The following is a 21,070-nucleotide window of genomic DNA, read 5'->3' as shown; positions in this document are numbered from 1 at the left end:
GCTGTTTAGCCGTGGGTTAAAAGTTGGACTAACCGGACGCCCTAGTTAAGACACTGCGTCTTTAGCCACTTCGGACGCCGGCGTATCAGTCGGGGTATAGACTATCACCTGCAGTACGTCGGAATGAAACTCCCGACGGTACAACACCACCACGACCCCGCCGCTCATCAACATGAACAACCAGGGGCTGACAAACCAGGCGAGCATGGTCATGCCGAAATAATAAGCGCGCAGGCCAAAGTTGAATTGGTTGGCGGCCATCGAGATCACCCTGGCTGCTCGCAGCGCAAACGCTTTGCGCTCCTGCTCCGACACATGCCGCTCACCGATCATCGGCGCCGACCCCACCAGCACCGCGGCAAAGTTGTACTGGCGCATGCACCAACTGAAGGTGAAAAACGCGTAGACGAACACCAGCGCCAGGCACAGCAGCTTGATTTCCGACATGCCCTGGGACGCCTGCTGCACCATGGGGATGTCCGCCAGCAACGACACCGCCCGCTCGGACGCACCGAGCACGGTAAGAATGCCGGCGAGGATGATCAACGTGCTGGAGGCGAAGAACGAAGCGTTGCGCTCCAGGTTGCCGATCACGCTGGCGTCGGCGATGCGGTTGTCGCGCAGCAACATGCGGCGCATCCAGTCCTCGCGATACAAATGCAGCACGCTGGCCAGGCAGGCGGTGTCGCGGGCTTTCCAAGTGGCGTATCGGGTGTAACCCCCCCAGCACAGGACGAACCAGAGGGCGGCAAGCAGGTGGACCTGATTGGTTTCGATGAACGACATGCGGGGCCTTATGCACAATGGATGGAGACGAACGCGGGTCAAAATGTGGGAGCTGGCTTGCCTGCGATAGCGCTGGATCGGGCGATACAGCAATCGCAGGCAACCAGCTCCCACACCGACCGCGTTTCAACTTTAGAGGGTAGTCGTCTCACAGGCATAAAAAATGCCCCGTATCGATTGATACGGGGCATTTCGATGCCGCGTGAAACCGCTCGTTACGCGATGGCTTCGCTACGCTTGCCGAGCATGCGATCAACCACAAATGCAACGACCAGCGTCATCACCGACGGCACCAGCCATGCCAGGCCTTGCTCGCTCAGCGGCAGGTGCGCCAGCTGGGCAGGCAACCAATCGGCCAGGCCCGCGCCCTTGAGCGCATCGATGCAACCAAAGATGAACGACACCAGCATCACCGGGCCAACGATACGGCCCTGCTCCAGCCAGAAGTCTTTGCAGAAGCTCAGGGCCACCAGCACGATGCACGGCGGGTAGATCGCGGTAAGCACCGGAATCGAGAAGGCGATCAGCTTGGTCAGGCCCAGGTTGGACACAAACAGCGAGAACAGCGCCAGGATCACTACCAGCGTCTTGTAGGACAGCGGCAGGATTTTGCTGAAGTACTCGGCGCACGCGCAGGTCAGGCCCACAGCGGTGACCAGGCATGCCAGGGAGATCAACACGGCGAGGAAGCCGCTGCCCAGGGAGCCGAACGTGTGTTGCACGTAAGCGTGCAGCACCGCCGCACCGTTGCTCGCGCCGGCGGCCACGGCATGGCTGCCCGAACCCAGGCGGAACAGGCTGACGTACACCAGCGCCAGGCCCACGCCGGCAATTAACCCGGCAATGATTGCGTAGCGGGTGATCAGCTGTGGCGATTCGACGCCACGGGAACGGATGGCATTGACGATGACGATCCCGAACACCAGCGCGCCCAGGGTATCCATGGTCAGGTAACCATTGATGAAGCCTTGAGAGAACGGTGCGGCCACGTATTCTGGTGTCGCAACGCCGACATTACCGGCCGGCAGGGCAAATGCAGCGATGCCCAGAATGGCCAGGGCGATGATTTTCAGTGGCGCCAGGAAGCGACCGACAGTGTCCAGCAGGCGGCCCGGGTACAGGGACACGAAGAACACCACCAGGAAATACACCGAGCTGTAGAGGAACAGCGCCAGCGGGCTTTCGCCGGTCAGCGGCGCCAGGCCCACTTCAAACGAAACGGTCGCGGTACGCGGGGTGGCGAACAGCGGCCCTACCGCCAGGTACGCCGCCGCCGCGAGCAGGCCGCCGGCGATCTTGCCGATCGGGCTGCTCAACGCGTCCATACCGCCGCCGACCTTGGCCAAAGCGATGACGGTGACCACCGGCAGACCGACCGCGGTGATCAGGAAGCCCAGCGCTGCCATCCAGACGTGAGGCCCGGACTGCAAACCAACGATAGGCGGGAAGATGATGTTGCCGGCGCCCACGAACAGGGCAAAAGTCATAAAGCCTAACGCCAGGACATCCTGGCTTTTCAACACTTTCATTTCAGGAAATACCACACTACTGAATCGGAATTTAGAGAGGGATTCCCTGTGGATGAGGGAACTGCTGCCGGTCCTTATGGGGACCGACCGATCTGGCGCGCGGCTTCCTTTTGGGATGCGGACGCATAAAGAGGCGGCTAGAGTACAGAATTGGGCTGACAAACGCACTGTTGCGGGGCGAACTGTCCGATAAGCGACATCCAAATGTCGCGTTTTCATACCTTTTGAGCCTGACACAATCAATGTGGGAGCCGGGCTTGCCCGCGATGCAGGCACCTCGGTGCGTCAGTACAACCGGGGGTGATGCCATCGCGGGCAAGCCCGGCTCCCACAATTTGGCGCGGCCACCTGCCACGTTCAGGCAACCCCAGAACACACAAAGGCCACCCGAAGGTGGCCTTTGTGTGGGTGAAGCGTCAGCTAAGCGCGAGGCTTACTTGACAGCCCAACCCGTCAGCTCAGCCAGGGCTTTGCCGATGTCTGCCAGCGAACGCACGGTTTTAACGCCTGCGTCTTGCAGTGCAGCGAATTTCTCGTCTGCAGTGCCTTTGCCGCCAGAGATGATTGCGCCAGCATGGCCCATACGCTTGCCCGCAGGGGCAGTCACACCAGCGATGTAGGAAACAACCGGCTTGGTCACGTGTGCCTTGATGTAGGCAGCCGCTTCTTCTTCAGCCGAACCGCCGATCTCACCGATCATCACGATCGCTTCGGTCTTCGGGTCTTCCTGGAACAGTTTCAGGATGTCGATGAAGTTCGAGCCTGGGATCGGGTCACCGCCGATGCCGACGCAAGTCGACTGACCGAAACCGGCGTCAGTGGTTTGCTTCACAGCTTCGTAGGTCAGGGTGCCGGAACGCGAAACGATACCGACTTTGCCTGGCAAGTGAATGTGACCTGGCATGATGCCGATCTTGCATTCGCCTGGAGTGATCACGCCTGGGCAGTTAGGGCCGATCAGGACTACGCCCAGCTCGTCGCACTTAACTTTAGCGTCCAGCATGTCCAGGGTAGGAATGCCTTCGGTGATGCACACGATCAGCTTGATGCCGCCGAATGCTGCTTCCAGGATGGAATCCTTGCAGAAAGGTGCTGGAACGTAGATCACGCTGGCGGTGGCGCCAGTGGCAGCTACAGCGTCTTTCACGGTGTTGAACACTGGCAGACCCAGGTGCTCGGTGCCGCCTTTGCCCGGAGTTACGCCGCCAACCATCTTGGTGCCGTACTCGATGGCTTGCTGGGTGTGGAAACTACCTTGCGAACCGGTAATACCCTGGCAGATAACTTTGGTGTCTTTATTGATCAGGACGCTCATTATTTGCCCTCCGCAGCTTTGACAACTTGTTGAGCAGCGTCGGTCAGGCTGGTAGCCGCGATGATGTTCAAACCGCTTTCTGCCAGTACTTTAGCGCCCAGTTCAGCGTTGTTACCTTCAAGGCGTACAACAACCGGGATTTTAACGCCGACTTCTTTCACTGCACCGATGATGCCTTCGGCAATCATGTCGCAACGAACGATGCCGCCGAAAATGTTGACCAATACTGCAGCGACGTTGGAGTCGGACAGGATGATCTTGAACGCTTCGGTCACGCGTTCTTTGGTAGCACCGCCGCCCACATCGAGGAAGTTGGCTGGCTTGCCGCCATGCAGGTTGACGATGTCCATGGTACCCATGGCCAGGCCAGCACCGTTGACCATGCAACCGATGTTACCTTCCAGCGCTACGTAGTTCAGTTCGAACTTGGCAGCGTGCGCTTCGCGCGGATCGTCTTGCGACGGATCGTGGAAAGTCTTCAGCTTAGGCTGACGGTACATGGCGTTGGCGTCGATGTTGATCTTGGCGTCGAGGCAGTGCAGATCGCCGTCAGCCTTGATCACCAGCGGGTTCACTTCCAGCAGGGCCAGATCGTGATCCTGGAACAGTTTGGCCAGACCTACGAAGATCTTGGCGAACTGGGCAACTTGCTTGCCTTCCAGGCCCAGCTGGAAAGCCAGCTCACGACCCTGGAATGGCTGAGCGCCAACCAGTGGATCGATAGTGGCTTTCAGAATTTTTTCTGGGGTTTCGTGAGCAATCTTCTCGATGTCCACGCCACCTTCGGTGGAAGCCATGAACACAATGCGACGGCTCGAACGGTCAACGACAGCGCCCAGGTACAGCTCTTTAGCGATATCAGTGCACGATTCAACCAGGATCTTGGTGACTGGTTGGCCATTGGCATCAGTCTGGTAAGTCACCAGACGCTTGCCCAGCCACTGCTGTGCGAAGGCCTTGGCGTCTTCTTTGCTGCGAACCAGCTTAACGCCGCCCGCTTTACCGCGACCACCAGCGTGGACCTGGGCTTTGACAACCCACTCGGTACCACCGATTTTGTCGCAAGCTTCTGCTGCTGCTTCCGGGGTGTCTACTGCGTAACCCTTGGATACTGGCAGGCCGTATTCAGCGAACAGCTGCTTACCCTGATACTCGTGAAGATTCATGCTTTTTACCGTCTTCGTTAGGTACTGCGCATTCGGCGCTGCGCTCATTATGAGTGCCGCGCCACCTGTGACTGCTGCTTGCACAACTTGCAGGGCTTAACGCCCGTAAAGCTGCGCAAGACTGCGTCCAGCGGATATTCCGCGGTGAGTCTTGCGCGCAAGGCTCACGACGGGCAACCGCCGTGGTTTCTTATTATCTCGCTTAGCGTTTCTTCTTGTTGGCGATGTGGATGGCGCCGCCATTCACAGCCAACGCGGCTTCATGCAACGCTTCAGACAGGGTCGGATGGGAGAAGACCATCATGCCCAGATCCTCGGCGCTGGTGCCGAATTCCATACCGATCGCGCCTTGCTGAACCAGTTCTGCAGCGCTTGGGCCAATCACGTGGACGCCCAATACGCGGTCAGTCTTGGCATCAGCGATGACTTTGACAAAACCACCGGTGTCGTTGGCTGCCATGGCACGGCCAGAAGCGGCAAACGGGAAGGTGCCGACGTTAACTTCAACGCCTTCAGCTTTCAACTGCTGTTCGTTCTTGCCGACCCATGCAATTTCCGGGTGGGTGTAGATAACGGACGGGATCAGGTCGTAGTTCATCTGGGTTTTGTGACCCTTGATGCGCTCGACAACCATGATGCCTTCTTCGGACGCCTTGTGCGCCAGCATCATGCCGCGCACCACGTCGCCGATGGCGTACACGCCAGGCACGGTGGTAGCGCAGTGATCGTCAACGTGGATGAAACCACGCTCGTCGATGTTCACGCCGCTGTCGGAAGCCAGCAAGTCGGTGGTCACTGGCCGGCGACCCACGGCTACGATCAGCTTGTCGAAGGTGATGGTCTGCTCGCCTTCTTTATCGGTGTAGGTCACCACGACTTCTTCGCCGTTGACCTTGGAACCGGTAACACGGGCGCCCAGCTTGATGTCCAGACCTTGTTTGGTCAGGGTTTTCAGCGCTTCTTTGGACACCGCGGTGTCGGCAGCCAGCAGGAACGTGTCCAGGGCTTCCAGAACGGTCACTTCAGAACCCAGGCGGGACCATACCGAACCCAGCTCCAGACCGATGACGCCAGCGCCGATCACGCCCAGACGCTTAGGCACGGTTTGGAATTCCAGGGCGCCGGTCGAATCAACGATCACGTTCTGGTCAACGGGAGCCGGTGGAATGTCGATTGGACGCGAGCCTGGAGCCAGGATCACGTTCTCGGCTTCGATGACCTCGACCGAACCGTCCGGCTTGGTGATTTCAACTTTCTTGCCGGCCAGCAGTTTGCCGTGACCTTGCAGGGAAGTAACGCCGTTGGCCTTGAACAGGGTGGCAACGCCGGAAGTCAGGCCTTTAACGATGTTGGCTTTACGGCCGACCATTGCTGGCACGTCCATGGTCACGCCAGCATGGTTGATGCCGTGGATCGCGAAACCGCTTTGGGCTTCGTGGAATTTCCAGGAGCTGTCCAGCAGCGCCTTGGAAGGAATGCAACCTACGTTCAGGCAAGTACCGCCCAGCGCCAGTTTGCCTTCCTTGTCGGTGTATTTTTCGATGCAAGCAGTCGAGAGGCCCAGTTGTGCGGCCTTGATAGCGGCAACGTAGCCGCCAGGACCTGCACCAATCACTACAACGTCAAATTTCTGCGACATGAAAATAGTTCCTCTATTCAGCGACAAGCTTCAAGCGACAAGCCGCAAGCCAAGCTGCTTTTTCCTACAGCTTGTAGCTCGCAACTTGCCGCTGCGTCTTTAGATGTCCAGCAGCAGACGAGCCGGGTCTTCCAGCAGGTTCTTGATGGTCACCAGGAAAGTCACGGCTTCTTTACCATCGATCAGGCGGTGATCGTAAGACAGTGCCAGGTACATCATTGGGCGGATCACGACTTGGCCGTTGATGGCCATCGGACGCTGGATGATGTTGTGCATGCCCAGGATCGCAGCTTGTGGCGGGTTGACGATCGGGGTCGACATCATCGAACCGAAGGTACCACCGTTGGTGATGGTGAAGGTACCACCGGTCATCTCGTCGATGGTCAGCTTGCCGTCACGGGCTTTCTTGCCGAAGCCGGCGATGCCGCCTTCGATTTCAGCCAGGCTCATCAGTTCGGCGTTACGCAGAACCGGTACCACCAGGCCACGGTCGCTGGACACGGCAACGCCGATGTCTGCATAGCCGTGGTAAACGATGTCGCTGCCGTCGATGGAAGCGTTGACTGCCGGGAAGCGTTTCAGCGCTTCGGTGGCCGCTTTCACGAAGAACGACATGAAGCCCAGGCGCACGCCATTGTGGGACTTCTCGAACAGGTCCTTGTACTTCGAACGCAGGGCCATGACTTCGGTCATGTCGACTTCGTTGAAGGTAGTCAGCATCGCCATGTTCGACTGTGCTTCGACCAGGCGCTTGGCCACGGTGGCACGTACGCGAGTCATCGGTACGCGCTTCTCGGTGCGGTCGCCAGCGGCGAACACAGGCGCAGCGGCAGCCGGAGCAGCAGCCTTGGCAGGTGCGGCAGCTGGAGCGTTTTTCTTGGCTTCAACTGCAGCCACCACGTCTTCCTTGGTGACACGGCCGTCTTTGCCGGTGCCTTTGATGGACGCCAGGTTGATGCCGTTTTCTTCGGCCAGCTGACGCGCAGCCGGGGCAGCGATTGGATCTTCGCCAGCAGCAGCGGGTGCAGCTGCCGCCGAAGCAGCCGGGGCAGCAGCGGCGGCCGGGGCAGCGGCTGGAGCAGGAGCAGCAGCGCTGCCCTCTTCGATCGAGCCCAGGATCTGGTTCGACAGAACGGTAGCGCCTTCTTCGGCAACGATTGCGCCCAGTACGCCGTCAGCCTCAGCCAACACTTCCAGAACGACTTTGTCGGTCTCGATGTCGACGATCAGGTCGTCACGCTTGACGGCGTCGCCTGGTTTCTTGTGCCAGGTGGCAACGGTGCCATCGGCAACCGATTCCGGGAATGACGGGGCTTTGATTTCGATAGCCATTATCTGTGGGTCCTTAAAATTCGGTTTCAGTCAGCGCGAAGGCGTTAAACAGTGAAAGCATCTTGCAGCAGTTTTTCCTGCTGCTCGGCGTGCATCGACGCATAACCACACGCAGGTGCAGCAGAAGCATCACGACCGGCATACTCAAGGCCAAGGCCTGTTTTGTGGTTACCGATGCTGCGACGCAAGTGATGCTGACTGCTGTACCACGCGCCCTGGTTCATCGGTTCTTCCTGACACCACACCACGTTGGTGAGGTTGGTGTAAGGCGCGATGGCCTCCATCAGGTCGTCTTCCGGGAACGGGTAAAGCTGCTCGATCCGCACGATGGCGATGTCTTCGCGGCCTTCGGCACGGCGTTTTTCCAGCAAGTCGTAGTAAACCTTGCCGCTGCACAGGATCAGGCGAGTGACCTTGGCCGCGTCCAGGGTGTCGATTTCTGGAATCACGGTCTGGAACGAACCGTCGGCCAGATCTTCCAGGGTCGAGATGGCCAATTTGTGACGCAACAGCGATTTCGGGGTCAGCACTACCAGCGGCTTGCGCAGCGGGCGGATCACCTGGCGACGCAGCAAATGGTAGATCTGGGCCGGAGTAGTCGGCACGCACACCTGGATGTTGTGCTCGGCGCACAGCTGCAGGTAACGCTCCAGACGGGCCGAAGAGTGCTCCGGACCCTGACCTTCATAACCGTGTGGCAGCAGCATGGTCAGACCGCACAGACGGCCCCACTTGTGCTCGCCGCTGGTGATGAACTGGTCGATAACCACCTGGGCACCGTTGGCGAAGTCGCCGAACTGGGCTTCCCAGATCACCAGCGCGTTTGGCGTGGTGGTCGAGTAACCGTATTCGAACGCCAGTACGGCTTCTTCGGACAGGAACGAATCGTACAGGTCGAAACGTGGCTGGCCTTCGTACAGGTTCTGCAACGGGACGTAGGTGCCCGCGTCTTTCTGGTTGTGCAATACCGCGTGGCGGTGCGAGAACGTACCGCGGCCGATGTCCTGGCCGGTCATGCGGATCGGGTGACCTTCGAACGCCAGGGTCGCGTACGCCATGGTTTCAGCGTAACCCCAGTTGATCGGCAGGCCGCCGGCTTGCATCTTCTGACGGTCTTCGTAGATCTTCGCAACCTGGCGCTGCACCACGAAGCCATCTGGAATTTCCAGCAGCTTGGCGGACAGTTCCTGCAGGGTTTTCAGATCGAACGAGGTGTCGTGACGCGCAGTCCAGGCGTGGCCCAGGTACGGACGCCAGTCCACGAACAGCTCTTTGTTCGGCTCTTTAACCAGGCTTTTTACTACGTGCAGACCATTGTCCAGCGCGTTGCGGTATTCATCGATCTTCGCCTGAACACGCGCATCGTCAACCACGCCGGCCTTGATCAGGCTGTCGGCGTACAGCTCACGGGTGGTGCGCTGCTTGGTGATTTGCTGGTACATCAACGGTTGGGTGCCGCTAGGCTCATCCGCTTCGTTGTGACCGCGACGACGGTAGCAGACCAGGTCGATCACCACGTCACGCTTGAACTGCATGCGGTAGTCGATGGCCAGTTGGGTCACGAACAGCACGGCTTCCGGATCATCACCATTCACATGGAGGATCGGCGCCTGGATCATCTTGGCAACGTCGGTGGCGTACTCGGTAGAGCGCGCGTCCAGCGGGTTGCTGATGGTGAAACCCACCTGGTTGTTGATGACGATGTGAACCGTACCGCCGGTCTTGAAGCCGCGCGTCTGCGACATCTGGAACGTTTCCAGAACCACGCCTTGACCGGCGAATGCCGCGTCACCGTGGATGGAAATCGGCAGAACCTTTTCACCGGTGGAATCGTTGCGACGATCCTGGCGAGCACGTACCGAACCCTCGACCACTGGAGAAACGATTTCCAGGTGGGATGGGTTGAAGGCCATGGCCAGGTGAACTTCACCGCCGGTGGTCATCACGTTGGACGAGAAGCCCTGGTGGTATTTAACGTCACCGGAACCCAGCTCGACCTTCTTCTTGCCTTCGAACTCGTCGAACAGCTCGCGCGGGTTCTTGCCGAAGGTGTTGACCAACACGTTCAGGCGACCACGGTGAGCCATGCCGATCACGATTTCCTTGGTGCCATAGGAACCGGAGCGCTGGATCAGCTCGTCGAGCATTGGAATCAGGCTCTCGCCGCCTTCCAGGCCGAAACGTTTGGTGCCCGGGTATTTAGTACCCAGGTATTTCTCGAGACCTTCGGCTGCGGTCACGCGCTCCAGCAAGTGGCTGCGTACGTCGGCAGACAAAACCGGACGGCCACGCACACCTTCCAGACGATGCTGGAACCAGTGGCGCTGCTCGGAATCGGTGATGTGCGTAAATTCAGCGCCGATGGTGCGGCAATATGTCTGCTGCAACGCTTCGTGAATTTCGCGTAGGCTCGCTTCCTCTTTGCCGATGAACAGGTCGCCGGCACGGAAGGTCGTATCAAGATCGGCATTGGTCAAGCCGTAATGATTGATCGACAGGTCAGCAGGTGCAGGACGCTTCCAGAGCCCCAGCGGGTCAAGCTGGGCCGCCTGGTGGCCACGCATCCGGTAAGCCTGGATCAGTCGCAGTACTTCAACTTGCTTCTTCTCGTGCTCGCTGCTCACGCTCCCGGCGGAAACCGGCTGAGCGCGGCGCTGGTTCTTTGCCAGCAGCACAAACTGATCGCGAATTGTTGCGTGCGATACATCGGTGGCAGCGTTGCCGTCTGAAGACAACGTCTGAAATTTGGTGCGCCATTCTTCTGGCACAGCGTTAGGGTCGTGCAGGTAGAGCTCATAAAGCTCTTCCACATAGGCAGCGTTACCACCTGAAAGATAGCCGCTGTTCCACATGCGCTGCATCACGCTTTCTTGCATGCTTGGTCACCCTCGATTTGGGGACACCACCGGCGAAAACACCGAGTTTGCTTGCAAAAGGCCAAGTGCAGCGACCAAAACAAGCCACTTAGGATCACGCTGATAGTTCGGGTACCAACCCGAATGCCCCTGCTTGTCTCATTTCTTCAAAATAAGAGCCGCGGCTTTGTAAGTCGCTGCTCAAGTTAAAACTACGGCGCCGGTTGAAGCCTGCGCCGTAGCATTTACGGGCACAACGGTCCTGCTTTATTACAACGTCGGTTACACGCCGCTTTGCAGCAGCATGTTACGGATGTGACCAATGGCCTTAGTCGGGTTCAGGCCTTTGGGACATACGTTGACGCAGTTCATGATCCCGCGGCAGCGGAATACGCTGAACGGGTCATCCAGTGAAGCCAGACGCTCGGACGTCTTGGTGTCACGGCTGTCTGCCAGGAAGCGATACGCTTGCAGCAGTGCAGCTGGACCCAGGAACTTGTCCGGGTTCCACCAGAAGGACGGGCACGAAGTCGAGCAGCAAGCGCACAGGATGCACTCGTACAGACCGTCGAGCTTTTCACGCTCTTCCGGGGACTGCAGACGCTCGATGGCCGGAGCCGGCGTGTCGTTCTGCAGGAACGGCTTAACTTTCTCGTATTGCTTGTAGAAGATGCTCATATCGACGACCAGGTCACGGATAACCGGCAGACCTGGCAGAGGACGAACGATCAGCTTGTTGCCTTTAACCACGGCAGACAGCGGCGTGATGCACGCCAGGCCGTTTTTGCCGTTGATGTTCATGCCGTCGGAACCGCACACACCTTCACGACAAGAGCGACGATAGGAGAAACCCTCGTCCTGCTCTTTGATCAGGGCCAGCACGTCCAGCACCATCAGGTCTTTACCACCGGTATCAACCTGGAATTCCTGCATGAACGGCGCAGCGTCCTGATCAGGGTTGTAGCGATAAACACTGACTTTCAACATGGCAGCCACCCTTAGTAAGTCCGAATCTTCGGTTCAAACGTCGGAACCGTCTTCGGCGAGAAGTTCACGGCACGCTTGGTCACGCGCTTGTCACCCGGGAAGTACAGGGTGTGGCACAACCAGTTCTCGTCGTCGCGGTCTTCAAAGTCCTCACGAGCGTGAGCACCACGGGATTCTTTACGAACCTCGGCGGCGATCGCAGTCGCTTCAGCCACTTCCAACAGGTTTTGCAGCTCAAGGGCTTCGATACGAGCGGTGTTGAACGCCTGGCTCTTATCGTTGATCTTGACGTTGGCAATGCGCTTGCGCAGATCGGCCAGCTGGGCAATACCCTTCTGCATGTATTCGCCGGTACGGAATACACCGAAGTAGTTCTGCATGCAGTTTTGCAGCTCGCGACGCAGAGTTGCCACGTCTTCGCCATCGGTACGCTCGTTCAGAGCGTTCAGGCGCGCCAGGGCAGTTTCGATGTTGGCGTCGGTCGCGTCATCGTATTCGATGCCGTCGGTCAGTGCCTTCTCGAGGTGCAGGCCGGCAGCGCGACCGAATACCACCAGGTCGAGCAGCGAGTTGCCGCCCAGGCGGTTGGCGCCGTGAACCGATACGCACGCCACTTCGCCTACCGCGAACAGGCCGTGAATGATCTCGTCCACGCCGTCGGCGTTCTGAGTGATCGCCTGACCATGAATGTTGGTCGGCACGCCGCCCATCATGTAGTGGCAAGTCGGAACAACCGGAACCGGAGCAACCACCGGGTCAACGTGAGCAAAGGTCTTGGACAGCTCACAGATACCCGGCAGGCGGCTGTGCAGTACTTCTTCGCCCAGGTGATCGAGCTTGAGCAGTACGTGGTCGCCATTAGGGCCACAGCCGTTACCGGCAATGATTTCCTTGACCATCGAACGGGCTACAACGTCACGACCGGCAAGGTCTTTCGCGTTCGGAGCGTAACGCTCCATGAAGCGCTCGCCGTTCTTGTTGATCAGGTAGCCACCTTCACCACGGCAACCTTCGGTTACCAGTACGCCGGCGCCGGCAATGCCGGTTGGGTGGAACTGCCACATTTCGATGTCTTGCACCGGTACGCCTGCACGCAGTGCCATACCGACGCCGTCACCGGTGTTGATCAGGGCATTGGTGGTCGATGCGTAGATACGGCCTGCACCGCCAGTCGCCAGAACGGTAGCCTTGGCGCGGATGTAGGAGGTTTCACCGGTTTCGATGCAGATGGCGATCACGCCGACGAATGCGCCGTCAGCGTTTTTCACCAGGTCAACCGCGTAGTATTCGTTCAGGAACGTGGTGCCGGCTTTCAGGTTGCCCTGATACAGGGTGTGCAGCAGCGCGTGACCGGTACGGTCGGAAGCGGCGCACGTACGGGCAGCCTGGCCGCCTTTACCGTAATCCTTCGACTGGCCGCCGAATGGACGCTGGTAGATACGACCCTGCTCGGTACGCGAGAACGGCAGACCCATGTGGTCCAGCTCGAACACGGCGGCCGGGCCTTCCTGACACATATATTCGATAGCGTCCTGGTCACCGATGTAATCGGAACCCTTGACGGTGTCGTACATGTGCCAGCGCCAGTCATCGTTCGGGTCGGCGGACGCGATGGCGCAGGTGATGCCACCCTGGGCCGATACGGTGTGGGAACGCGTTGGGAACACTTTGGTGATCACGGCAGTCTTGTGACCGCCCTGGGCCAGCTGCAGCGCTGCGCGCATGCCAGCACCGCCGCCACCAATAATGATGGCGTCGAAGGAAATAGTTGGAATGTTAGCCATGAATCAGATACCCCAAAGAATCTGCACACCCCAGACGAAGTAAGCGAACATCGCGACGCCGCATACTGCCTGGAAGAGGAAACGGACTGCAGTCGCGGACTTGCCCAGCGCCATTGGCGTCAGGTAGTCAGTCGCGATGGTCCACATGCCGACCCAGGCGTGAGCGCCCAGAGCTACAAGTGCCAGCAGACTGAAGATTCGCATCGCATTGTGGGAAAACAGGCCGTGCCATTGCTCATAGCCGATGCCCGGGTTTGCGACGAGGTATCCGATCAGGAAAATGAAATAAGCCGCGAGAACGACCGCAGACACACGCTGTGCCATCCAGTCATAGAGGCCCGAACGCGAAAGGTTCGTAACGCTGGTTACCATATCCAAACTCCTGCCAGAACGATCAGCACCACGGAAATGGCGATGATGATTTTCGAGCCCAGGCGGCCGCCTTCCAGCGTCTCACCGATGCCCATATCCATGATCAAGTGGCGCACGCCGGCTACCAGATGATAAAGCAGAGCGGACAGGAGGCCCCATGCTACGAACTTGGCCAGCGGGCTGGTCAAGCATGCCTTCACCTCGGCAAAACCTTCCTCGGAACCCAGGGATTTGCTCAATGCATAAAGCATGATGCCCAAGCCCAGGAACAGGATGATGCCGGAAACACGGTGCAGGAACGACGTAACGCCGGTGATGGGGAGTTTGATGGTCCTTAGGTCTAGGTTTACAGGTCGTTGGCTATTCACGGCTTTTTTTCACACTGAAGAGCCCCTAACAATCAGGGCAAAGTTGTTGGGGAGTGCGACTGGTCAGGTAAGCACCACCCAGGGAGTGCGACCCCCAATGAAAGCAAGCCCAAAAGCCCTTGGCGGTCGGTGGCCGAGTATAGACAGTTAGGTTACTAATGACAACGCGCGCTCCTCACCCTAATAGCTGATTGCGCTGGCGGGATAAAAGGCGTAAATGGCAGTCAATTTCGACGAAAAAGTACGGTTAAAGCCTTCTGGAGCAAGACTTTAGGCAAATTGACATCTGAATTTATCTCACTATAGTGGTGCGGGCCCTGCGTGGGGGGTCTGTCTGATGATTTGAAGCATAAATAGGAGGCCACATGGCTGACAAAAAAGCGCAGTTGATCATCGAGGGCGCAGCCCCCGTCGAGCTGCCCATTTTAACCGGCACCGTTGGTCCCGATGTTATCGACGTACGGGGCCTGACGGCCACGGGCCGTTTCACTTTCGACCCAGGCTTCATGTCGACCGCCTCTTGCGAGTCGAAGATCACCTATATCGACGGCGACAATGGCATTCTGCTGCACCGGGGCTACCCGATCGAGCAGTTGGCCGAGCAATCGGACTACCTCGAAACCTGCTACCTGCTACTAAATGGCGAATTGCCAACAGCCGAGCAAAAAGCCCAGTTTGTCAGCACCGTGAAGAACCACACCATGGTTCACGAGCAGTTGAAGACCTTCTTTAACGGCTTCCGTCGCGACGCCCACCCGATGGCCGTGATGTGCGGCGTGGTTGGCGCCCTGTCGGCCTTCTATCACGACTCCCTGGACATCAATAACCCGCAGCATCGCGAAATCTCCGCGATCCGCCTGGTTGCCAAGATGCCAACCCTGGCCGCAATGGTTTACAAGTACTCCATGGGTCAACCCATGATGTACCCGCGCAACGACCTGACGTACGCGGAAAACTTCCTGCACATGATGTTCAACACCCCGTGCGAGATCAAACCGATCAGCCCGACGCTCGCCAAGGCCATGGACCGGATCTTCATCCTCCACGCCGACCACGAGCAGAACGCCTCCACCTCGACCGTACGCCTTGCAGGCTCCTCGGGTGCCAATCCGTTCGCCTGTATCGCCGCCGGTATCGCCGCACTCTGGGGCCCTGCCCACGGCGGTGCGAACGAAGCCGTATTGACCATGCTCGATGAAATCGGCGATGTCTCGAACATCGACAAGTTCATCGCCAAGGCCAAGGACAAGAACGATCCGTTCAAGCTGATGGGCTTCGGTCACCGCGTCTACAAGAACCGTGACCCGCGCGCCACCGTGATGAAGCAGACCTGCGACGAAGTGTTGAAGGAACTGGGCATCAAGAACGATCCGCAACTCGAACTGGCCATGCGCCTGGAAGAGATCGCGCTGACCGATCCGTACTTCATCGAGCGCTCGCTGTACCCGAACGTCGACTTCTACTCGGGGATCATCCTCAAGGCGATCGGCATTCCCACCAGCATGTTCACCGTGATCTTCGCCCTGGCGCGGACCGTGGGCTGGATCTCCCACTGGAAAGAAATGCTCTCCAGCCCGTACAAGATTGGCCGCCCGCGCCAGCTGTACACCGGCTACGAGTCGCGTGACATCACCAAGCTGGAAGACCGCAAGTAAGCCAACCGCTTAGTTGCACCGAATAAGGCCTCCTCTGGAGGCCTTATTTGTTTCTGTCGAACGCGCGTCGACACCGATCACTCCCACCCCCCTCACCCGCTGAAAACCACTTTTATTGATGCAGGATTTAAGAAACAGTTTTGTCGTATCAGTGACCAATAAATGCAAAAAAAAGCCCCGATCTCGCGACCGGGGCTTTTTTTGTAACCGTTACGACACTTAGTGGTTAACCGCCCCACTCGCCCCCAGACCCGTTTGTGAACGCACAAACTGCGGGAAGTACAGCGCACGCTCTTTCTCTGCCGCCGCCGACTTGTCGGTGATGGAGAAGAACCAGATGCCGATGAACGCAATGATCATCGAGAACAGCGCCGGGTATTCGTACGGGAAGATGGCTTTCTCGTGGTGCAGGATCGACACCCAGATGGTCGGGCCGAGGATCATCAGGCCAACGGCACTGATCAAGCCCAGCCAGCCGCCAATCATCGCGCCACGGGTGGTGAGGTTTTTCCAGTACATGGAAAGCAGCAGCACCGGGAAGTTACAGCTGGCGGCAATGGAGAACGCCAGGCCGACCATGAACGCAATGTTCTGGCTTTCGAACAGGATACCCAAGCCGATTGCCAGCACCGCCAGGGCGATGGTGGTGATCTTCGACACGCGAATCTCATCCTTCTCGTTGGCCTTGCCTTTCTTGATCACGCTGGCATACAGGTCATGGGACACCGCCGAAGCACCCGCCAGGGTCAAGCCGGCAACCACTGCCAGAATGGTGGCAAACGCCACGGCCGAGATGAAGCCCAGGAAAATACTGCCGCCCACCGCGTTGGCCAGGTGCACCGCCGCCATGTTGTTGCCGCCGAGCAAGGCGCCTGCCGCGTCCTTGAACGCCGGGTTGGTGCTGACCAGCAGGATCGCGCCAAAGCCGATGATAAAGGTCAGGATGTAGAAGTAACCGATAAAGCCGGTGGCATACAGCACGCTCTTACGCGCTTCCTTGGCGTCGCTTACGGTGAAGAAGCGCATCAGGATGTGCGGCAGGCCAGCAGTACCGAACATCAGCGCCAGCCCCAGGGAGAACGCCGAGATCGGGTCTTTCACCAGGCCGCCCGGGCTCATGATCGCTTCACCTTTAGGGTGAACCTTGATCGCCTCGGCAAACAGCGTGTTGAAGTCAAAGTTGACGTGTTTCATCACCATCAGCGCCATGAACGAGGCACCGGACAGCAACAGCACAGCCTTGATGATCTGTACCCAGGTGGTCGCCAGCATGCCGCCGAACAACACATACAGGCACATCAGGATGCCCACCAGAATCACCGCAACGTGGTAATCCAGGCCGAACAGCAGTTGGATCAGCTTGCCCGCGCCGACCATCTGCGCGATCAGGTAGAACGCCACCACCACCAGCGAGCCACAGGCCGACAGGCTGCGGATCTGGGTTTGCCCGAGGCGATAGGACGCCACGTCGGCAAAGGTGTACTTGCCCAGGTTACGCAGGCGCTCGGCGATCAGGAACAGGATGATCGGCCAACCCACCAGGAAGCCGATCGAATAGATCAGGCCGTCGTAACCGGAGGTGAACACCAGCGCGGAAATACCCAGGAAAGACGCCGCCGACATATAGTCGCCAGCAATCGCCAGGCCGTTCTGGAAGCCGGTAATCTTGCCGCCGGCCGCATAGTAGTCAGCCGCCGATTTGTTGCGCTTGGACGCCCAGTAGGTGATGCACAGGGTTGCACCGACAAACGCCACGAACATCAGGATCGCGGCGATATTCAGCGGTTGCTTGTGCACTTCACCGGTCAAGGCATCCGCCGCCCAAACGGCGGGCGCGAAGATCGAAGCGCCACATACAGCCAATAGACGCCGGATCATTGCGCAGCCTCCTTGAGAATCGCATTGTTCAGGTCGTCGAATTCGCCGTTGGCGCGTCGTACGTAGATGCCGGTAAGAATGAAGGCCGACACAATCAGCCCGACCCCGATCGGGATTCCCCAGGTAATCGAGGAACCGGGGCTGAGCTTGGCGCCCAGCACTTGTGGCCCGTAGGCAATCAACAGGATGAAAGCGGAGTAAAGCCCTAGCATGATCGCCGAGAGAATCCAGGCGAACCTTTCCCTTTTTCTCACCAGCTCCTTGAAACGCGGGCTGTTTTGAATCGAGAGGTAAATGCTGTCGTTCATTGTTTTTATCCTCGCAGCACAGCTTTTTATTATTTTGGAACATATCCACTGTATGCGGCTGCGGAACAGGTTCCAGACGACCTTAGTAGTAGAACGAGATAGCAACTTCGCAAGTTTTTAAGCCAACAAATAAACAACAGCCTGAATGCAGGCAAAAAAATGTGGGAGCGGGCTTGCTCGCGAAGGCGGTGCATCAGTCAATACATGGGCTGACTGACACACCGCCTTCGCGGGCAAGCCCGCTCCCACATTAGGTTGTGGTGGGGCTTCTAAAGAGTTAGTGCTTTATTTGGCAGTCCACTCGGCCACACGCTCAGGGTGTTTGGCGACCCAATCCTTGGCTGCCGCATCAGGCTTGGCGCCTTCCTGGATTGCGAGCATGACTTCCCCGATTTCGTCCTTGGAGGCCCACTGGAATTTCTTCAGGAAGGCGGCGACTTCCGGCGCTTTCTTCTCCAGACCCTTGCTGCCGATGCTGTTGACGGTTTCAGCAGCCCCATAAATTCCTTTTGGATCGTCCAGGAAGCGCAGTTTCCACTTGGCGAACATCCAGTGTGGCACCCAACCGGTGACCGCAATGGACTCCTGTTTGTCCTCGGCACGGGTCAGTTCGGCAATCATCGCGGCGCCCGAGCTGGCTTGCAGCTTGTAGTCCAGGCCATAGGCCTTGATCGCTTCGTCGGTCTTGAGCATCACGCCTGAACCGGCGTCGATGCCGACAATCTTGTTCTTGAAGGTGGTGTCGGTCTTGAGGTCTTCAATCGATTTGGCCTTGACGTACTCCGGCACGATCAGGCCAATTTTTGCATCCTTGAAGTTGGGGCCGTAGTCGACCACCTTGTCCTTGTTCTTGGCCCAGTACTCACCATGGGTCACGGGCAGCCAGGCGGAGAGCATGGCGTCGAGCTTGCCGGTGGCCACGCCCTGCCACATGATCCCGGTAGCGACGGCCTGCAGTTTCACGTCATAACCGAGCTTTTCCTTGATCACCTCTGCCGCCACGTGGGTGGTGGCAACGCTGTCAGACCAGCCATCTACGTAACCGATGCTCAGGGTTTTGCTGTCGGCGCTGGCCAGTGTGGAGCTCATCGCAACTACCAGAGTGGCAGCTGCGCCCAAGAGTCGTCGCATCTTCATAGTACTTCCCCGAAAGTGCTGCGCCCGGCGGATGCCGAGCGACGTCAACCTGTTGTTATGTGGTGCACCGCGCCCCCGTCACGCGCATCGATCCGGCGGCCCAGACATCAGTGGAGTGCTGACACTTCGATCATCAACCTGCCGGGACCTTGGACCTGCTCTGACTGCGACCTCAGGTAAGCAAGAAACGACATCACATCGCCAGCAGGACGATTTGTAGGACATCGCAGCAAAATCCCGCCCGAACTTTGCATGTCTAAATTATGCGGCCCCACTGGGAAGGGCTAAATCCGGGTAAGATGCGCGCCTTTGCTCCCCAGATAAGCCGACCATGCCCGCGACTGCCCGCTTCCCTGCCCTGCCCTATATTTTCGCCCTGATCCTCGGCGTACTTGCCCTTGTCGGCTATTGGTACGGCCTCGGCCGGCCCGTGGTGTTGCCGGACGTGGCCAGCGCCAGCCACAAAATGCAATGCGCCTCGTACACGCCGTTCGACAAGGACCAGTCGCCGTTCGACCAGCCCTTCAAGCTGCGCCCCGAGCGCATGGACGCCGACCTGGCCCTGCTGGCCACCCGCTTTGAATGCATTCGCACCTACTCCATGACGGGCCTGGAAGCCTTGCCGGACCTGGCGCGCAAGCATGGGCTGAAGTTGATGGCCGGCGCCTGGGTCAGCAGTGACCCGGTTGCCACCGAAAAAGAAGTCGCCGAGTTGATCGCTGCGGCCAACGCCAACCCTGACGTGGTCACCTCGGTGATCGTCGGCAACGAAGCGCTGCTGCGCAAGGAAGTCACCGCCAAGCAGTTGGTGACGCTGATCCACAAGGTCAAAAGCCAGATCAAGCAGCCGGTGACTTATGCCGACGTGTGGGAGTTCTGGCTCAAGCACCCGGAAATCGCTCCGGCGGTGGACTTCCTGACCATTCACCTGCTGCCGTACTGGGAAGATGACCCGTCGGGCATCGACCAGGCGCTCAAGCACGTGGGTGATGTACGTCAGACTTTCGGCAACACGTTCGCTCCCAAGGATGTGCTGATCGGCGAGACCGGCTGGCCCAGCGAAGGCCGCCAACGCGAAACCGCTGTGCCGAGCCGGGTCAATGAGGCCAAGTTCATGCGCGGCTTTGTGGCCATGGCCGAGGCCAATGGCTGGCATTACAACCTGATCGAAGCCTTTGACCAGCCATGGAAACGCGCCAGCGAAGGCGCGGTCGGGGGTTACTGGGGGCTGTTTGATGCTGATCGCCAGGACAAGGGCATCCTCGCCGGGCCGGTCAGCAATGTGCCGTACTGGCCGCTGTGGCTGAGCGTGGGCGGAATTATCCTGCTGGGCACCTTGGTACTTGGCGGGCGCGTTCGCAGCACGCGCGCAGCACTCATGCTGCCATTGCTCGGTGCCGTAGCGGCCTGTTCCATCGGCACCTGGGCCGAGCTGAACCGCGTTACCGCGCGCTTCAACGATGAATGGGTGTGGGCAGGCTTGCTGGTGGTGTTGAACCTGCTGGTGCTGGCCCACGCCGCCCTGGCCCTGAGCGCGCGCGACGGTTGGCGTGAGCGGGCCTTTAACTGGCTGGAGCAACGCGCGGGCTGGCTGGTGGCAATCGCCGGGTTTGCCAGTGCGGTAATGATGCTGGCGCTGGTGTTTGACCCGCGTTATCGCAGCTTCCCGAGTGCGGCGCTGGTGTTGCCGGCGCTGGTTTACCTGGTTCGCCCGGTAACCGGCCCGCGTCGGGAGATTGCGCTGCTGGCCTTCATCATTGGCGCAGGCATTGCGCCACAGCTGTATCGCGAAGGGTTGCAGAACCAGCAGGCGTGGGGTTGGGCAATCGTGAGTGTGCTGATGGTTGTAGCCTTGTGGCGTTGCTTGCGCGTGCGCAAGGCCTAAGACCGCCATCGCAGGCAAGCCAGCTCCCACCTTAAGGCCCAATTCACGCGGTCAAAATGTGGGAGTGGGCTTGC

At 58.8% G+C, this 21,070-nt stretch carries 16 protein-coding genes; 2 read left to right on the top strand and 14 right to left on the bottom strand.

The genetic code is table 11. The annotated features are described in order from the left end of the window. Nucleotides 1-45: 45 nt before the first annotated feature. The 11 genes from ABWL43_RS08935 to sdhC form a co-directional block, all read right to left on the bottom strand. Nucleotides 46-786 carry a DUF599 domain-containing protein gene (locus ABWL43_RS08935; protein WP_262210683.1) on the bottom strand — a complete coding sequence of 247 codons (741 nt, stop codon included), beginning with the start codon at nt 784-786 and terminating at the stop codon, nt 46-48. A gap of 215 nt (nt 787-1,001) precedes the next feature. Next, the gene (brnQ, locus tag ABWL43_RS08930; protein ID WP_262210684.1) at nt 1,002-2,315 is read right to left on the bottom strand and encodes a branched-chain amino acid transport system II carrier protein; all 1,314 of its coding nucleotides are present in this window, start codon (nt 2,313-2,315) and stop codon (nt 1,002-1,004) included. Between the two features lie 433 nt (nt 2,316-2,748). Beyond that, the gene (gene sucD / locus ABWL43_RS08925; protein WP_003172813.1) at nt 2,749-3,630 is read right to left on the bottom strand and encodes a succinate--CoA ligase subunit alpha; all 882 of its coding nucleotides are present in this window, start codon (nt 3,628-3,630) and stop codon (nt 2,749-2,751) included. Then, nucleotides 3,630-4,796, bottom strand: a complete 1,167-nt coding sequence (gene sucC, locus ABWL43_RS08920) for an ADP-forming succinate--CoA ligase subunit beta (protein ID WP_003233235.1) — start codon at nt 4,794-4,796, stop codon at nt 3,630-3,632. Before sucC ends, sucD begins: the two co-directional genes overlap by 1 nt. A gap of 202 nt (nt 4,797-4,998) precedes the next feature. Continuing rightward, entirely contained in the window at nt 4,999-6,435 is a 1,437-nt protein-coding gene (gene lpdA / locus ABWL43_RS08915; protein ID WP_106576739.1) for a dihydrolipoyl dehydrogenase, read from the bottom strand. A 99-nt stretch (nt 6,436-6,534) separates the two neighbouring features. Continuing rightward, the gene (odhB, locus tag ABWL43_RS08910) at nt 6,535-7,767 is read right to left on the bottom strand and encodes a 2-oxoglutarate dehydrogenase complex dihydrolipoyllysine-residue succinyltransferase (protein ID WP_404487446.1); all 1,233 of its coding nucleotides are present in this window, start codon (nt 7,765-7,767) and stop codon (nt 6,535-6,537) included. Between the two features lie 44 nt (nt 7,768-7,811). Continuing rightward, on the bottom strand, nt 7,812-10,643 hold the full coding sequence (locus ABWL43_RS08905; protein WP_404487445.1) for a 2-oxoglutarate dehydrogenase E1 component: 2,832 nt from the start codon (nt 10,641-10,643) through the stop codon (nt 7,812-7,814). Nucleotides 10,644-10,904: 261 nt separating this feature from the next. Beyond that, entirely contained in the window at nt 10,905-11,609 is a 705-nt protein-coding gene (locus tag ABWL43_RS08900) for a succinate dehydrogenase iron-sulfur subunit (RefSeq protein WP_003172807.1), read from the bottom strand. Between the two features lie 11 nt (nt 11,610-11,620). Further along, a complete protein-coding gene (sdhA, locus tag ABWL43_RS08895) occupies nt 11,621-13,393 on the bottom strand; it encodes a succinate dehydrogenase flavoprotein subunit (RefSeq protein WP_106576742.1) in 1,773 nt (590 codons plus the stop codon). Nucleotides 13,394-13,396: 3 nt separating this feature from the next. Beyond that, nucleotides 13,397-13,765 carry a succinate dehydrogenase, hydrophobic membrane anchor protein gene (gene sdhD / locus ABWL43_RS08890; RefSeq protein ID WP_003172805.1) on the bottom strand — a complete coding sequence of 123 codons (369 nt, stop codon included), beginning with the start codon at nt 13,763-13,765 and terminating at the stop codon, nt 13,397-13,399. Then, complete coding sequence (sdhC, locus tag ABWL43_RS08885) at nt 13,759-14,133, bottom strand: succinate dehydrogenase, cytochrome b556 subunit (RefSeq protein ID WP_106576743.1); 375 nt, start codon at nt 14,131-14,133, stop codon at nt 13,759-13,761. Before sdhC ends, sdhD begins: the two co-directional genes overlap by 7 nt. Nucleotides 14,134-14,498: 365 nt before the next feature. On the opposite strand from sdhC, the gene gltA reads away from it, so the two are divergent. Continuing rightward, complete coding sequence (gene gltA, locus ABWL43_RS08880; RefSeq protein ID WP_078047629.1) at nt 14,499-15,788, top strand: citrate synthase; 1,290 nt, start codon at nt 14,499-14,501, stop codon at nt 15,786-15,788. A gap of 219 nt (nt 15,789-16,007) precedes the next feature. Here gltA and ABWL43_RS08875 read toward each other — a convergent pair whose 3' ends face one another. From ABWL43_RS08875 to ABWL43_RS08865, 3 genes are all read right to left on the bottom strand, one after another. Then, nucleotides 16,008-17,666 (bottom strand): cation acetate symporter, encoded by a 1,659-nt coding sequence (locus tag ABWL43_RS08875; protein WP_145164993.1) that lies wholly within the window; start codon nt 17,664-17,666, stop codon nt 16,008-16,010. Then, nucleotides 17,663-17,974 (bottom strand): DUF485 domain-containing protein, encoded by a 312-nt coding sequence (locus tag ABWL43_RS08870; RefSeq protein WP_106576745.1) that lies wholly within the window; start codon nt 17,972-17,974, stop codon nt 17,663-17,665. The genes ABWL43_RS08875 and ABWL43_RS08870 overlap by 4 nt, the downstream gene beginning before the upstream one ends. A gap of 285 nt (nt 17,975-18,259) precedes the next feature. After that, on the bottom strand, nt 18,260-19,111 hold the full coding sequence (locus ABWL43_RS08865) for a glycine betaine ABC transporter substrate-binding protein (RefSeq protein WP_145164995.1): 852 nt from the start codon (nt 19,109-19,111) through the stop codon (nt 18,260-18,262). 331 nt (nt 19,112-19,442) lie between these two features. Between ABWL43_RS08865 and ABWL43_RS08860 the strand changes: the two genes are divergently transcribed. Next, a complete protein-coding gene (locus tag ABWL43_RS08860; protein ID WP_404487444.1) occupies nt 19,443-20,996 on the top strand; it encodes a glycosyl hydrolase family 17 protein in 1,554 nt (517 codons plus the stop codon). The last annotated feature ends 74 nt before the right edge of the window (nt 20,997-21,070 follow it).

Source organism: Pseudomonas sp. HT11 (assembly GCF_044875395.1).
Lineage (GTDB): Bacteria > Pseudomonadota > Gammaproteobacteria > Pseudomonadales > Pseudomonadaceae > Aquipseudomonas.
The sequence above is the reverse complement of the archived record's forward strand: the minus strand, read 5'-3'. Positions and strand labels throughout refer to the sequence as shown.